Source organism: Paenibacillus xylanexedens (genome assembly GCF_017874615.1).
Classification (GTDB): domain Bacteria; phylum Bacillota; class Bacilli; order Paenibacillales; family Paenibacillaceae; genus Paenibacillus; species Paenibacillus xylanexedens.
Map to the genome: position 1 here is coordinate 209,720 of NZ_JAGIKV010000010.1, position 16,796 is coordinate 226,515.

Here is a 16,796-nt window from a genome sequence, read left to right on the forward strand (position 1 = left end):
TTACGCCTGAGTCTTAAACCAAGCTGCCGCGGCTTCTGCCTCGGTACGAGTCAACTGATGACCCTGACGCTCCCAATGCGTGTTTACATCAGCACCTGCACCGCTCAGCAGCGAAGCAAGTTCCTCCGTTTCACGTCTTGGTATAATCGGATCATTCTCGCCCGCACCAATGAACACAGGCAGACCTTTCAGATCCGGCAGTTCCAGTCCGCGCAGCGGTACCATCGGGTGATGCAGAATTGCACCTTTGAATACATCTGCTTGATGGAAGATCAAGCTTGCCGCAATGTTGGCACCGTTAGAGTAACCCAGTGCATACACGTTGGACCGATCAAAACCGTATTCCAGCGCAGCTGCATCGACAAAAGATCCCAGCTCTGCCGTACGAGCAATCAGATCTTCTTCATCAAAAATGCCTTCGGCCAGGCGGCGGAAGAAACGGGGCATCCCGTTCTCCGATACATTACCCCGCACCCCAAGTATGCCAGCTCCGGGTGCGATCATCTCCGCCAGACCGATCAGATCATTCTCGGTTCCGCCTGTGCCATGAAGCAACAGGATTGTTGGCGCATCCGGCTGAGCACCTGCTTTATAGATATGTTTCATTGTATTGGTTGTGGTCATGATTTGGACTCTCCTTTCCATTCACGTACTTCAATTCGTGGCAACAATTGCTCAATCTGCTCACGCTGTGGTTCATACCATTCAGGCAACATCAGTTTCTCACCCATGCTCTCTGCTGGTTCATCCCGTGCAAATCCCGGAGGATCCGTAGCCAGTTCGAACAGTATACCACCCGGCTCCCGGAAATACACAGCGTTGAAGTATTGACGGTCAATGACTGGCGTTGGATGATAACCGGATTGTTCAAGATCCTGCTGAATTTGTTCATGTTCCACGTAATCTTTGGCACGCCATGCAATATGGTGAACCGTTCCGGCTCCACCAATCCCGCGTTGGATACCTGTGGACTGAATATCGATGATCTGACCAATATCGCCGCTTGCCTGAAGACGAAGGAGTCCGTTCTCTTCACCGACTTGCTCCAGACCCAGTTTGCTCACCAAGACGTCCACGGTTTTCTCAGGAACGTGGCTGAACAATACGGCTCCGCCAAATCCTTTGATGGCATGCTCCGGTGTCACACCGTTGAAACTCCAGCTGCTTGGCTGACCACCTTCACGCTCAACCAGTTCAAGAAGCAGACCGCCTTTGTCGAAGAAACGAATGTACTGCTCACCAAATCTGGTTTTATTTTCATATGGAATATCGAAGGAAGCAAGACGTTCTTTCCAGAAAGGCAGGCTTCCTACAGGAACCGCATATACGGTTACTCCAGTCTGACCGGAACCAATGACACCTCTTCTTGAATTCTGCTGTGGGAAAAAGGTAATGATTGTGCCCGGTGCACCCTGCTCATTCCCGTAATACAAGTGATACACGTCCGGTGCATCAAAGTTTATTGTTTTTTTCACCAGTCTGAGCGCCAACACAGCTGCATAAAAATCAACGTTTTTCTGGGCATCGTCAACAAAAGCTGTAATATGATGAATTCCTGAAGTTCTGAACATAATCTTCACTCCCTTGGTTTTAGTTGTATCATAGGTTGTTTTTGTTTCTTTTATTTATTGCTTTTTATTATTTATCTTTAAGTTAAGATTCTTTAAATTTATATTAATCCATTGAACCACATTATGCAAGCTTTTATTTTAAAATTAAGATTTAATACAAAAAGCAGGCCCCGATCACTCCGGGAACCTGCTCAGCGTTATAACGATTGATTAGGTTGCTTCGCTAATCCTGTAATATCTTTGTATCACTTATTCTTAAACGAGTTTCATTCTTTTTGGTGGATTCACCAAATCTTTATGCTCGTATTCATCCTTGATGTCTCCGACAATCTCTTCAAGGATATCCTCCATCGTAACCATACCTACTGTAGCACCTGCCTCGTTTTTCACGGTTGCAATGTGTACACGGCTTTGCTGCATCTGGATCAGTACATCCTTGATTGGAGAACGCTCGGAGAAACTCGGTGTATTGTGAACAAATGTCTCCATATTGAAATCTCTGCCCGCAGCCACACTCGTCAACATTTCTTTTGTGTTAATAAAGCCTACAAAATGCGCCTGATCCCCATTCGCAATAACAGGGTATCTGGTGTATTCGTGTCGATTCAGCGTTTCAATGATCTGATCAATCGGCATTTCCTTATTCAAAGTAACAATTTTATCTCGTGGAATCATAATCTCCTGAAGCAGACGCTCATCAAAAGCAAAAATGTTTTTGAGATAGTCCAGCTCCGTCTGGTTGATCTCACCGCTCTCAAAGCTCTGTGCCATAATCAGCTTCAACTCTTCTTCGGAGTGAACGCTATCATGCCCGGCAGGTTTTACACCAAATATGCTAAGCAACAGACGAGCAGCTCCATTCAATGCATAGATGAACGGATTCATGATTTTACCGAACCAGTACAGTGGCGGTGCCAGTAACAGCGTCATTCTTTCTGCAAACTGGATCGCCAGTGTTTTCGGTGCCAATTCACCGATAACTACGTGCAGGAAGGTAATGATCGCCAGAGCAATACCATAGGAAAGCACGGTAGACAACGCCGCTGGAACTTCCATTCGCTCAAAGAGCGGATGTAGCATTTTCTCAACGGTAGGTTCACCCAAGGCTCCCAATACCAGCGCCGTGATGGTAATTCCCAATTGACATGCAGACAGATAATAATCCAGGTTGTGCGCCACTTTTTTGGCCAGTACTGCCTTTTTGTTGCCTTCCGAGATCAATTGATCGATTCGGGACATCCGTACTTTAAGAATTGCAAATTCGGCTCCAACAAAAAAGGCTGTCAGACCTATAAATACGGCTACTAAAAATAAATTCAAGGCTATTATTCCGTCCAATGATTTCCCTCAGGTTGAGGGATTCACCTCCATTAAATTTTAAAATAAGGTTTGCACGAGTGACGTTCCGGTGACGGCTCGTTCTTCCGATCGCCATTGCCTCCAAATTTCCCTGATTGTTGTTTTCAAAGGTTTAAAATTGGTTTGCAAACGCGAACGCTACGCTTCTTCAGAATCGATTCCGTCCCCTACACTGTTACGTTGCCAAAACGCTTTAAATTCTGAGGGCAGTAGCCAAATAGGCAATCAAACCCTAGATTACAGTCATGATCGAACCAACCAACATCACGCAAGATCGCTAGTAGCTTCCTCAACCTGCGCGCCGCTCACTCGTTCCAGAAGAACTTGTTTGATGTGATAGTTCTCGGTATCAACAACGGTCCAGACATAATCACCGTGTTCTACCGTGTCGCCTTTTTCCACACCTACACCCTTCTGGTATTGAATCCATCCAGCAACGGTATCCATCTCTTCATTTCCTTCAAAGCTAAGCCCGAACTGGCGCTCCACTTCATCCAAAAGTACCCGGCCATTAATAAGATATTGATTCTCTCCGGTCTCCTGAATATCAGCCACCTCATCGGCATCGAATTCATCGCGAATCTCACCGACAAGTTCCTCCAGAATATCCTCCATTGTAATGATACCCGAGGTACCCCCATATTCATCCACGACCACGGCCATGTGTACACGTTCCTGCTGCATTTTAATCATTGCATCCTGGATACTTGTAACTTCGGAAACAAATGGGATCTCACGAACGAACTCGCTTAGTTGATATGATCTTGCGGCTACCATGTCAGGCAATATCTTTTTCACATTCACAACGCCGATAATGCGGTCCTTGTCCCCATCCTCGATGACAGGGTAACGTGAATAGTTATGTTCATCCAATATAGGAATAATATCGTCATACGTCATATCCTGATCTAATGTCACCAGTTCCGTACGCGGCACCATGATGTCTTTGGCATCACGTTCGTCGAACACAAATACATTTTCCAGATACGAAAGCTTTGTCTTGTTGTTCTCGTCACCTTCATAACTCTGGTTCATGATGATCTTGATCTCGTCCTCCGAGTAGGCTTGATCATGTTTGGCAGGCTTTACACCGAATCCTCGCAGAAGAACACGTGAAGTTCCATTAAGCGCCCAGATGAACGGATACATGATTTTACCAAACCAGTATAGCGATGGGGCGAGCATTAATGTCAGTTTTTCTGAAAATTGAATCGCCAACGTTTTCGGTGCCATCTCACCAACAACCACGTGCAAGAACGTGACGAGGATAAAGGCGATCGCATAGGAAGCAATCGACGAGATTGAAGCAGGTACGTCTAAATAATTGAATACCGGATATAACAATCTCTCAACCGTCGGTTTTCCGAGCGCTCCCAGTCCTAGAGCAGTGACCGTAATACCGAGCTGACAGGCTGACAGATAATAATCCAGGTCCGAGACAACTTTTTTAGCCAATACGGCCTTTTTATTGCCCTCCGCGACCAGTTGATCCACTCTTGATGTACGAATTTTGACTACAGCAAATTCCGATGCTACGAAAAATGCAGTCAATGCAATCAAGATAATAAGTAAAGCGATATTCAATACGGTAATTATGTCCAATGATTTCCCCGGTTCTCAGGGATTCACCTCCAGAGATAGTTACAGCGTGATCCGTTAACTGTGTTAACCATTCATCAACTGTTAGTCTTTCAACACGACGTCTGCCTTATATAAAATTGATTTCAATGATATCTTTTGTATAAGTCTTACGTTTGACCTTGTAAAATTACAAAACAGGAATTCAAGATGAAGTCAATGACTTGCAGAAACTTCTTCATTCAAATCGGGTTACCCCTCATGCTGTCAATTGTTCCTCGCTTAACTCCACCTAGATTCGCCATTTGGACAATTTACAATATCGCCTACCCAATAGATATCCACCTCCCCTCGTACTCATTCCTGTTTCCGAAAAGTATACCATGTTTCCCGCTCAACCATCCAGTTGCACGTTATGGTTTGCCACAAGCTTACAGTATAATGTTCACAAATTAGTCTTTATGTATGTTAGTTACTTTATATAATATGTTTGGTATTACCTTATAATGTGATAATCTTCACATGTTTAGTATAGTCCAATTTATAAAAATACTACCCTTTAGTTTAGGGCATTAAACATGCGTGATCGCCCTGACCTACTCCTATTTTGTGTCTTTCCCGTATGGACAAGTCCGGCCGTTTACACAAGATACATCTATATACGTTGGAAAGAGCCCGCAGGATGCAAATACCTTTCCGGTATACATCTTTACGGACTCTTATATTCATTCTATACGAGTGCTTTGGCAGCAATATCCGTTCGCTGATGTTTACCATCAAAATGGATACGCTCCGCCTGTTCATAAGCTTTGTTTCTAGCTTCGGCAATATCCGCACCAAGGCCAACTACACCCAGGATCCGTCCACCATTCGTAACCCAGTCTCCTGCTTCACTACGTGCTGTACCTGCGTGGAATACCACGGCATCTTGCACTTGATCCAGTCCTTCTATGACTACACCTTTGGCATAAGGACCCGGATAACCTCCTGAAGCAAGCACCACACATACTGCGGCTTCATCACTCCATTCAATCTCAATATCAGCCAGCTTGCCATGAACGGTTGCCCAGAAGATATCGAACAAGTCGCTCTTCAGACGTGGCAATACAACCTGTGTTTCGGGATCACCAAAACGTGCGTTGAACTCAATCGTTTTGGGTTTTCCATCTGGTGAAATCATCAGCCCGGCAAACAATACACCCTGGAATGGACGTCCCTCGGACACCATCGCTTTGGCCGTTGGTTTAATGATCGTCTCCACAGCTTCCTCAATAATAGAAGCAGGGATATGTGGCAAAGGTGAGTATGTCCCCATACCGCCTGTGTTTGGCCCTTGGTCGTTGTCGAATACAGGTTTGTGATCCTGTGCTGCCGCCATCGGGCGAACCGTCTCCCCATCGACAAAAGCCAGAATGGACATTTCCTGACCTGCGAGGAATTCCTCGATGATCACTTTGGCTCCTGCTTCACCAAATACTTTGTCCACCATGATACTGCGAAGTGCCTGATCAGCCTCATCACGGGAATAAGCTACTGTCACACCTTTACCCGCTGCCAGTCCATCTGCCTTGATGACAACCGGAATTGCTTGCTCACTCAGGTATGCTTGAGCCTGTTCGTAGTTGTCGAATTTTTCATAGGCTGCGGTTGGAATGTTGTATTTGTGCAACAGGTCCTTCATGAACGTTTTACTTCCTTCGATCTCTGCTGCATTGCGACGAGGTCCGAATACCGGAATACCTGTCGAATCAAATGCATCCACGATCCCATCCGCCAACGGATCATCCGGACCAATAACCACCAGTCCCACTTTAAGCTCTACAGCAAGAGCCGTTAGTTTATCGAATTCATTTACCGCAATGGCATGACACTCAGCCAGTTGAGCAATACCTGCATTTCCCGGTGCACAGTGAATCTTGTCTACCTTTGGACTCTTTGCCAGCGCCCAGATGATTGCATGTTCCCGGCCACCGCCGCCTACTACCAGAATATCCATTCGCTCTGTTCCCCTCCGTGCATAACTGAATTTGTTACGCTAACGCGTGTTGAAAAACCTAAAAAAGAGGGGGTGTACCATAAGTCATAAGTATGACTGGCGACACCCCTTATTTAAACCTTTTTCGTTCTAGTGTTTGAAGTGACGAACGCCTGTGAAAACCATGGCAATTCCGTATTCATTGGCTACTTTGATGGACTCTTCATCTTTGATCGAACCACCAGGTTGAATTACCGCTGTAATTCCGGCTTTTGCAGCCAGTTCCAGCGTATCACCCATTGGGAAGAACGCATCCGATGCCAGAATAGCACCTTTTGCTTGCTCGCCCGCTTGCTCAATCGCAATTTTGGCTGCACCCACACGATTCATTTGTCCAGCGCCCACACCTACCGTCATGTCATTCGCAGCAAGTACAATCGCGTTGGATTTTACATGTTTAACTACTTTCCAGCCAAACAACAGCTGTTTCAGTTCTTCTTCCGATGGCGCACGATCGGTTACAACATTCAACTCGCTCGCTTCAATGGAGTGTACATCGGACTGTTGCACGATCATACCACCGTCGATGGACGTTACCACGAATTGGCTCTCCCGTTTACGAGCAGCATTCAACTCACCCGTTTTGAGCAAACGAATGTTTTTCTTCTTCGTCAGGATATCGAGAGCCTCTTGTGTAAAGTCAGGAGCAAGTACGATTTCCAGGAAAATCTCACTCAATTTGCCTGCTGTATCGCTGTCGATAATGCGGTTCGCTGCCACAATGCCACCAAAGATAGACGTTGGATCTGCAGCATATGCCTTGCTGTAAGCTTCATAGATACTTGCGCCAATACCTACGCCGCATGGGTTCATATGTTTAACCGCGACAACGGCTGGTTCTTCAAACTCTTTGACAATCTGCAATGCTGCGTTCGCATCGTTGATGTTATTGTAAGACAACTCTTTGCCATGCAATTGCTCGGCTGTTGTCAACGTATCTTGAGCAGCCAGCGGTTTGCGGTAGAATGCCGCCTGCTGGTGTGGATTTTCGCCGTAACGCAAATCCTGGAGTTTTTCGTAAGTAACCGTCAGACGCTCTGGCAACGGATCGCCATTTACGTTAGACAGGTAGTCGGAGATGAGTGCATCGTAAGCCGCCGTATGACGGAACACTTTTGCCGCAAGCCGTTTGCGAGTTTCGAGAGTGGTATCTCCATCGTTGCGCACTTCCTCCAGCACTTGGCTGTAATCAGATGCGTCTACAACGACACTGACAAAGGCATGGTTTTTGGCTGCCGAGCGAAGCATCGTTGGACCGCCAATATCGATGTTCTCGATGGCATCTTCGTATGCCACGTCCGGTTTCGCAATAGTCTCTTGGAATGGATACAGGTTCACGACAACCAGATCGATATAGCCGAGACCGAGTTCTTCCATCTGGCGTGTGTGCTCTTCGTTATCACGCACAGCCAACAACCCACTATGAACTGCCGGATGCAATGTTTTTACACGTCCGTCCATAATTTCCGGGAATCCGGTCACATCCGAAATTCCGATGACAGGTACGCCTTCCTTCGACAACAGGCTGCTTGTACCTCCTGTCGAAATAATCTCCACACCCATTTGCGACAGCTCGCGGCAAAAGTCCACGATGCCCGTTTTATCCGATACGCTGACCAGCGCTCTTTTGATACTCACAATATGCTCCTCCTTTAATGTCCCATGGCTTCGCGTTTCCTGACGAAACACAGCCGATTTATTTCCCGAGAAATATCACAAAATGCGTACCAATATTCGACTTCTGTTATACAGTTGATAAATAGATTTTCACACTAAAACACTACGAGTCCAGAATAATCTTTCGATCGCTGTTATTCCTAGATTTTTTTGAACAATTTCTCAATGGTAAAAATCCAGTAATAAAGGCGAGCGCTTCGCTTCTACAGCTTATTTCTGTCCTCTCCGTTAATGTGTGAAAAAGTTTAAAACTATATCAAACCGGTTTGTTAACAGTGACATAACGCCCTTCTAACTGAACCAAACCTTGGGCGAACCAGGATACCACTTCAGGGTAAAGCTGCTGCTCGGCAGCATGAATGGAACGGCTGATTGACTCAGGCGTATCCTCTGGCAAAATGGGAACCGGATGCTGGGCAATAATCGGTCCGGTATCCATGCCTCCGTCCACAAAGTGCACGGTCACACCCGTAACTTTCACACCGTATTCCAATGCCTGTCCAATCGCATCCTTACCTGCAAATGCCGGTAGCAAGGACGGATGAATGTTAATCAACCGCCCTGCGTAACGATCCACCACAACGGAAGTCAGCAATCTCATATATCCGGCAAGAACGACCAGGTCGATCTTTTTGGATTCAAGCACTTCCACGATCTCTGACTCATAGGCTTCACGGGAAGCATAATTTTTCGGAGTAAACAGATGACATTCCACGCCTGCGTCCTGTGCCCGCTGCACAACACGTGCAGCCGGTTTATCACACACGAGCAGATCAACGGATGCATTCAGCCCACCATTCCGTACTGCATCGACCAATGACTGAAAGTTAGTCCCTTCACCCGAGGCAAATACAGCTATGCGGTAGTTCGCCATTAAACATCCGCTCCCGTGAAGGTTACTCGCGCATCTCCTTCAGTAACACGGCCAATGATGTACGCCTCTTCACCAGATGCTTTCAGTTGTTGCAGCGCTTCCGATGCATCTGCTTCATTAACGACCAATACAAGCCCGACACCCATGTTAAATGTGGTGAACATGTCACGGTTCGAGACAGCACCCTTTTCCTGTAACAGGTTGAAGATCGGCAGGATCGGCCAAGAGCCGTAGTCAATATCCACATTCACGTTGCTAGGCAACATACGTGGGATATTCTCGATGAAGCCACCACCTGTAATGTGAGCCATGCCTTTTACTTTTACCTTTTCAAGCAGGGACAACAGGGGTTTAACATAGATCTTCGTAGGTTCCAGCAGGGAATCACCCAGCTTACCGCCCAGTTCCGCTACTTCATCATGCAGATCAAGACCCGCATCTTCCAACAAAAGTCTGCGTACCAGCGAGAATCCGTTACTATGCACACCGCTGGAAGCCAGGCCAATTACTGTGTCACCAGGGGCGATGGTTGTACCATTGATGATCTTCGCTTTGTCTACGATACCCACCGTGAATCCGGCAATATCGTATTCGCCTTCACTGTACATGCCCGGCATCTCCGCCGTCTCGCCACCGATCAGCGCACAACCAGATTGATGACAGCCTTCAGCGATACCCGCAACAATAGCTTCGATCTTCTCAGGAATGACTTTGTCACATGCCAGATAATCAAGGAAGAAAAGTGGTTCTGCACCCTGTACCACAATGTCGTTCACACACATCGCTACCGCGTCGATTCCGATGGTATCGTGACGGTCCATGGCAAATGCAATTTTCAGCTTGGTGCCTACGCCATCCGTACCAGATACAAGCACTGGCTCATCGTATTTATCTTTGTTCAAACCGAACAGGGCGCCAAAGCCTCCCAGATCTGTCATCACTTCCGGACGGAAGGTACGCTTCACGTGTTTTTTCATCCGTTCAACCGCTTCATTACCTGCCGCGATATCAACGCCGGCCTTTTTATATGCTTCAGACAAGTGGAATCATCTCCTTTTTTTTCGCCCCACCTAAATCCTCCCGCCCGGGAGGACCCCATAGGACCTTGGCAGGCCCTCTGGACACCCGCCAAAAAAGCGGTGCAGAGGTGGCTGGTGTGATCTTGCTATGGTTGGTTCGTGCGTGATCTCGCGGGATTGTTCGCCGATTCCGTTGGCTGCAAGCCATCGGTCGGCGAACCCCGCTCAGCTGCGCTGCGGGGCAAGCCCGCTGGGCAGCTGCTTCGCTCGGCTGCCTAACCCCTATTGCTCCGCAAGGCGGGGCTTAAGGGCGCGGGCTAGGCCCGGGGCAGCTGCTTCGCCTGGCTGCTCGTGCCCCTGTTGCTCCGCAAGGCGGGGCTTAAGGGCTCGGGCTGTGCCCGGGGGCAGCTGCTTCGCCTGGCTGCCCGTGCCCCTGTTGCTCCGCAAGGCGGGGCTTAAGGGCTCGGGCTGCGCCCGGGGGCAGTTGCTTCGCTCGGCTGCCCTGGCCCCTGTTGCTCCGCAAGGCGGGGCTGAGGGCTCGGGCTACGCACGGGGCGGCGAGATACGTTTGTCTCGCCACATAACAGCTAGCAGCTGCAGCCGAATTTTTCTTCGCCGCCGAAGTCGAGGCGGGTTGGGTAATCATGATCAAAACATGCGAGACATAGTCCGCCTTTAGGATCATCCTGATTATCTCCCTGAATCGATGCAATCAGTCCATCAGGACTGAGGAACTCCAGGGAGTCCGCATTAATTTCACGGCAAATTTCTTCCACCGACAACTGTGAAGCAATTAATTCACGGCTGTCAGGCGTATCAATACCGTAGAAACACGGGTTTTTGAAAGGTGGTGATGTAATCCGTACATGTACTTCCGTTGCTCCTGCATCACGTAGCATGTTCACGATCCGACGGGAGGTTGTTCCCCGTACGATGGAGTCGTCAATCATAACCACACGTTTGCCTTCCACAACGCGACGCACAGCGCTCAGCTTCATCTTCACGCCCTGCTCCCGCAATTCCTGGCTCGGCTGGATAAACGTACGTCCGGTGTATTTGTTCTTAATCATACCCATCTCATACGGAATACCTGTCTGTTCAGCGTATCCAATTGCTGCCGAGATGCTGGAATCTGGTACCCCCGTAACCAAGTCCGCATCCACAAACGACTCAATCGCCATCCGGCTTCCCATCCGTTTACGAGCTGCATGCTGGTTCGTACCATTCATATCACTATCCGGACGGGCAAAATAAATATATTCCATCGCGCATAATGCCTTGCGGTGTTTGTGATGATCAAAGCGATCCTCATGTAGACCATCTGCATCCAACACAAGTAGTTCACCCGGTTCAATGTCACGGATTAACTCTGCGCCAATTGTTTCCAGTGCACACGTCTCAGATGCAAACAGATATGCATCTCCCAGCTTACCCATCGTCAGCGGACGAAGTCCGTGCGGATCGGAAGCCACGAGCAGTTTGTCATTGGTCATGATCAGAAATGCATAACCACCCACAATGCGTTGGAACGCCTCTTTTGCCGCTTCCACAAGCCCTTTGGAGGATCGTGCAATTAGATGCGCAATGACCTCGGTATCACTTGTTGTTTGGAAAATGGAACCGCTCTGCTCCAGCTCACGCCGGATCGTTGGTGCATTCACAATATTTCCGTTGGTTGCTACTGCCAGATCACCATCACGGTATTTAAATACCAATGGCTGTGCGTTTGTCAGTTTACTGTCACCACTCGTTGAATAACGGACATGTCCAATGGAAATATCCCCGGTCAGCGTCTGCATCAGGTCTTTGGTGAATACTTCCTTCACCAGACCCATGCCGCGATGATAGTTAAACTGGCTGCCATCACTCACACACATGCCTGCACTTTCTTCGCCCCGATGTTGCAGCGCATGCAGTCCATAATAGGAGAGAGAAGCCGCGTCAGGGTGTCTGAACACCCCGAACACGCCGCATTCTTCCTTCAATTTGTCGAGTCCTTCCTTGCCGGACCCTTCATTATAATAATCGCCTGTCCACAACGGTCCTGTCGTCAGTTCATGAGACATGGAATCGCATCCTCCCAGACCTGAGCCAAACCTCCTACAGGTTCGCTCACGGCTGATGTTCCGTTCAATTCAATCGTCAGGTTACTTCCTTCTACACGTCCAATCACAGCTACAGGTACACCACGCTCACGTACAAATGCTTCAAGTTTACCCGCTAGCTCTGGCGTAGCCGACAACAAGATACGGGATTGGCTCTCACTGAATAGGGCGTGATCTGCACGCAACGTCGTCTCCACATTCACCTGTGCTCCTACGTTACCGCTGATGCAAGACTCTGCGAGTGCAACAGCCAAGCCGCCTTCAGACAAGTCATGTGCCGAGCGAACGAGACCGGATTGAATAGCTTCCAGCACCGTGCTGAGCAACGCTTTTTCTGTTTGCAAGTTCAGTTCTGGTGGACGACCTTCCGTCTGACCATGAACCGCGTATTGCAGCTCGCTGCCACCCAGTTCAGCTTTTGTTTCGCCGAGGAGGATGATAACATCACCTTCGGATTTGAATGCTTGTGTCGTGATATGATCCGTATCATGAACGAGACCTACCATACCGACAACTGGCGTTGGATAGATGGAGCCTTTGGCATTTTCGTTATACAAACTTACGTTACCACCGATGACCGGTGTATCCAGCACACGACAAGCTTCCGCCATACCATCTACCGCTTTTTCCATTTGCCAGAAAATATCCGGTTTCTCCGGGTTACCGAAGTTCAAGTTGTCCGTAATTGCCAGCGGCTCTGCACCGGAACATACAATGTTACGCGCTGCTTCACTTACGGCAATCCGTCCACCAACTTCAGGATCAAGGTACACATAACGTCCATTACAGTCCGTTGTCATCGCGAGACCTTTGCGTGTGCCACGAATCGTAACTACAGCCGCATCCGAACCCGGACGAACGGCCGTGCTTGTACGCACCATGTAGTCATATTGATCATAAATCCATTTTTTACTTGCTACTGTTGGTGATGCCAGAACTTGTTTCAGTGCTCCGCCGAGATCCGACACTTCGTCATAACGAAGCGTGTCGATGGAAGCACTTTGCTCGTAGTAGGCAGGTACAGAAGAAGGTTTGTCATACACTGGACATTCGTCAACCAAAGCCGTTACCGGCATATCTCCGACCACTTCGCCGTGGTGGATCAATTTCAGACGACCATCATCCGTTACTTTACCAACTTTGGCACAGATTACGCCCCAACGTTCAAAGATCTCCATCGCCTGCGCCTCATCCTTCGGCTCAACGACGAACAACATCCGTTCTTGGGACTCGGACAACATCATCTCGTAAGGCGTCATGCCTTCTTCACGCTGTGGTACCTGATCCAGATACAATTCCAGACCGTTACCCGCTTTACTTGCCATCTCTGCACTCGAACATGTCAGACCCGCGGCACCCATATCTTGAATTCCCAGCACGATTCCCGTGTCGATCAATTCCAGACAAGATTCCATCACCAGTTTCTCCATAAATGGATCACCAACCTGAACAGCTGTCCGTTGGGACTCGGATTCTTCCGTCAATTCAACCGATGCAAAGGTTGCTCCATGAATACCATCCCGGCCTGTTGGCGGCCCAACATAATACACAGGGTTACCTACACCTTTAGCTACACCGCGTTGAATCTTATCATGATCAATCAGACCTACACACATCGCGTTAACCAGCGGATTGCCTTCATAGCTCTCATCAAACATCACTTCGCCACCAACGGTAGGAATACCGATACAGTTACCGTATCCAGCAATACCTGATACGACATGCTCGAACAGATATTTAACGCGATCGCTCTCCAATTTGCCGAAACGAAGGGAGTTCAGTATGGCTATCGGTCTTGCACCCATGGAAAAAATATCACGGATAATGCCGCCCACACCTGTTGCCGCACCTTGATAAGGCTCAACCGCGGAAGGATGGTTATGGCTTTCAATTTTGAATACAACGGCCTGATTATCACCGATATCCACGATACCGGCACCTTCACCAGGTCCCATCAGGACACGTGGTCCAGTGGTTGGGAAACGCCGCAGCAATGGCTTGGAGTTTTTATAAGCACAATGCTCAGACCACATTACACTGAACACACCAATTTCCGTGTAGTTTGGCTTGCGCCCCATGAACTCACAGATCAGCTCATACTCGCTGTCAGATACGCCCATTTGTGCGTAAAGTTTATGTTCTGCGACCTGTTCTGCTGTTGGTTCCTTAGCGGATAGCTGCTGCGTCATGCCGATCCCTCCATGCTTTCAAAATAGATGTAAACATACGTTTGCCGTCTTCCGAACCAAACAGTGAATCCACTGCACGCTCTGGATGCGGCATCATGCCGACCACGTTTCCAGCCTCGTTACAGACTCCTGCAATATCACCCAGGGAACCGTTCGGGTTGGTCCCGTACGTAAATACGATCTGGTTGTTCGCTTGCAGACTCGCGAGCGTCTCCTCGTCGCAATAATAGTTTCCTTCACCGTGAGCAATCGGGATGATAATCTCTTCGCCCGGTGCATAGTCACGTGTAAATGGTGTATCTGCATTCGCCACTTTCAATACCGTATCGTGACAACGGAATTTCAGGGAAGTGTTACGGATCAATGCACCTGGAAGCAATCCCGCTTCCGTCAGGATCTGGAATCCGTTGCAAATACCAAGAATATATTTACCTTGTTCAGCAGCCTTCGCTACCTCGTTCATTACCGGTGCAAAGCGGGAAATCGCTCCGCAACGCAAGTAGTCACCATAAGAGAAACCACCCGGAACTAAAATACAATCATAAGCCGATAGATCTGTAGCGGTGTGCCATACATAATCAACCTCTTGCCCAATGGCATCTTCCACTGCCTTGTAACAGTCGATGTCGCAGTTGGAGCCAGGGAACACAAGAACTGCAAATTTCATGAGATTAACCCTCCAATTCGTAGCGGTAATCTTCAACAACGGTGTTGGCCAGCAACTTTTCACACATGACTTTCAATCGTTTCTCCGCTTCCGCACGATCTGTTGTATCCAGGTTCAATTCCATGACTTTACCGATCCGTACACTTTCCACTTCGTTGAATCCCATAGAATGCAGGGCTCCTTGAACAGCTACGCCTTGCGGGTCGAGTACGCTTTGCTTAATAGTGACATATACGGTTGCTTTGATCATGATCCTTATGTTCCTCCTCAGTAATGAACGGGATAAATGCTTTATGCTGTTAAAAGGTGGGGCTTGGGCGCTTGCTCCGGGGCGGATTGTTCTTTCCGGTCGCTTGTTGTCCCCAGGTTTTTTTGATTGTTTTGGCCCGCTGTGCGGTCAAAACCCGGGGACAAAGGCGAACGCTATCGCTCCTTTAAGAACAATTCCGCCCCTCCGCTAGTCCATGCGACGTTTTTTAAAGGCCTAAACCTTTTACGTTGCACGGTGTGTAATGGTCTAGCCTGACCATTCCTTCAAAACAGTGAATGGCGAATGGTCTTTAAGTTACTTTAGTAATTAGTGAATTTAATTCTCTTAATTTTTCAGGCTTCCCCTGCCTGTGGGAAGCCACCGCTCTTAATTGCCTCACCCACCAGTTTGAACACTGGCGGAGGGAAAGATTTGAGCTAGAGAAACGAAGTGCTCGCCTTTGCCCCCGGAATGTTTCCTTTTGAAAAAAGGATTCCAATCAAAACATTCCGGGGGCAACAGCGATCGAAAGCCAAACTTTCCCGCAGCTTACTCAAACGTTATTATCTCGTTAAACGGTTATAAATATCGACGTATCTTGCGGTTGTTGCTTCAACTACCTCTTGTGGAAGTGGATCAGGTTTGCTGTTCTTGTCCCAATCGGTTCCGGCGAGATAGGTGCGCACTGGCTCTTTATCCATACTGTCGATCTCGATGTCGAGTTCATAATTCTCTTTGGCCCAGAAGCGTGAAGCATCTGGGGTGAAGATTTCGTCAATCAGGATGACCTTGCCATCCACAATGCCGAACTCGAATTTGCAATCTGCCAGAATGATGCCACGCTGATCACAGTAATCACGGGCGAATTCGTACAGTCGCAGGCTTTTTTCCTGAAGCTCAACTGCGAGTGCGTCTCCCACCAGTTCTTTCATGCGATCCATTGGGATATCTTCATCATGACCAACATCGTTTTTGGCTGCCGGGGTGAAAATGGGAACTTCGAGCTTGGCGTTTTTGCGAAGTCCGTCAGGCAGTTTAATGCCATTCACTTCACCACTCGTCTCGTATTGTCTCCATCCCCCACCCGTGATGTATCCACGCACGACACATTCAATATCAATGCGTTCTGCTTTGCGGGTTACCATGATGCGGTCTTTGAGCAATTCAGGGTCTGTGATGAGATCACCCAGTTGATTCACATCGGTATGAACGACGTGATTCTCCATCATGTCACCCGTCAGTTCGAACCAAAAGCTGCTGAGTTTATTCAGTACGTTTCCTTTCTCGGGAACCGCCGGGTCCAGCACGTAATCAAATGCCGATATACGGTCCGTAACCACGATCAGAAAATGTTCACCCAGATCGTATAATTCACGTACTTTTCCTTTATATAACAGAGGTGCTTTAACGAGATCTGCCGCAGTGGACAGTGCCATGGGCTCACCTTCTTTCAGGAGATGTAAAGTATACGT

13 protein-coding genes are annotated in these 16,796 nt (G+C 48.2%); all 13 read right to left on the reverse strand.

Translation table 11 applies throughout. The features are described 5' to 3' along the window. Positions 1-606: an alpha/beta hydrolase gene (locus J2Z28_RS15485; RefSeq protein ID WP_211083171.1), complete on the reverse strand. Its 606-nt coding sequence runs from the start codon at positions 604-606 to the stop codon at positions 1-3. A 14-nt stretch (positions 607-620) separates the two neighbouring features. Next, the gene (locus J2Z28_RS15490; protein WP_244988316.1) at positions 621-1,571 is read right to left on the reverse strand and encodes a ring-cleaving dioxygenase; all 951 of its coding nucleotides are present in this window, start codon (positions 1,569-1,571) and stop codon (positions 621-623) included. A gap of 255 nt (positions 1,572-1,826) precedes the next feature. Continuing rightward, a complete protein-coding gene (locus J2Z28_RS15495; RefSeq protein ID WP_211083153.1) occupies positions 1,827-2,909 on the reverse strand; it encodes a hemolysin family protein in 1,083 nt (360 codons plus the stop codon). A gap of 285 nt (positions 2,910-3,194) precedes the next feature. Next, entirely contained in the window at positions 3,195-4,532 is a 1,338-nt protein-coding gene (locus J2Z28_RS15500; RefSeq protein ID WP_211083154.1) for a hemolysin family protein, read from the reverse strand. Positions 4,533-5,238: 706 nt separating this feature from the next. After that, on the reverse strand, positions 5,239-6,504 hold the full coding sequence (purD, locus tag J2Z28_RS15505; protein WP_211083155.1) for a phosphoribosylamine--glycine ligase: 1,266 nt from the start codon (positions 6,502-6,504) through the stop codon (positions 5,239-5,241). A 129-nt stretch (positions 6,505-6,633) separates the two neighbouring features. Beyond that, positions 6,634-8,181, reverse strand: coding sequence for a bifunctional phosphoribosylaminoimidazolecarboxamide formyltransferase/IMP cyclohydrolase (gene purH / locus J2Z28_RS15510; RefSeq protein ID WP_091019800.1), 1,548 nt, complete (start codon positions 8,179-8,181; stop codon positions 6,634-6,636). Positions 8,182-8,476: 295 nt separating this feature from the next. After that, positions 8,477-9,094, reverse strand: coding sequence for a phosphoribosylglycinamide formyltransferase (purN, locus tag J2Z28_RS15515; RefSeq protein ID WP_211083156.1), 618 nt, complete (start codon positions 9,092-9,094; stop codon positions 8,477-8,479). Beyond that, positions 9,094-10,134: a phosphoribosylformylglycinamidine cyclo-ligase gene (gene purM / locus J2Z28_RS15520; RefSeq protein ID WP_101314736.1), complete on the reverse strand. Its 1,041-nt coding sequence runs from the start codon at positions 10,132-10,134 to the stop codon at positions 9,094-9,096. The genes purN and purM overlap by 1 nt, the downstream gene beginning before the upstream one ends. Before the next feature lie 566 nt (positions 10,135-10,700). After that, positions 10,701-12,179 (reverse strand): amidophosphoribosyltransferase, encoded by a 1,479-nt coding sequence (gene purF / locus J2Z28_RS15525; protein ID WP_036606069.1) that lies wholly within the window; start codon positions 12,177-12,179, stop codon positions 10,701-10,703. Further along, entirely contained in the window at positions 12,164-14,407 is a 2,244-nt protein-coding gene (purL, locus tag J2Z28_RS15530) for a phosphoribosylformylglycinamidine synthase subunit PurL (RefSeq protein ID WP_211083157.1), read from the reverse strand. The genes purF and purL overlap by 16 nt, the downstream gene beginning before the upstream one ends. Beyond that, complete coding sequence (gene purQ / locus J2Z28_RS15535) at positions 14,385-15,074, reverse strand: phosphoribosylformylglycinamidine synthase subunit PurQ (protein WP_036606071.1); 690 nt, start codon at positions 15,072-15,074, stop codon at positions 14,385-14,387. The genes purL and purQ overlap by 23 nt, the downstream gene beginning before the upstream one ends. Positions 15,075-15,078: 4 nt before the next feature. Beyond that, positions 15,079-15,324, reverse strand: a complete 246-nt coding sequence (purS, locus tag J2Z28_RS15540; RefSeq protein WP_017690695.1) for a phosphoribosylformylglycinamidine synthase subunit PurS — start codon at positions 15,322-15,324, stop codon at positions 15,079-15,081. Positions 15,325-15,887: 563 nt separating this feature from the next. After that, positions 15,888-16,760, reverse strand: a complete 873-nt coding sequence (locus tag J2Z28_RS15545) for a phosphoribosylaminoimidazolesuccinocarboxamide synthase (RefSeq protein WP_211083158.1) — start codon at positions 16,758-16,760, stop codon at positions 15,888-15,890. Between the last annotated feature and the right edge of the window lie 36 nt (positions 16,761-16,796).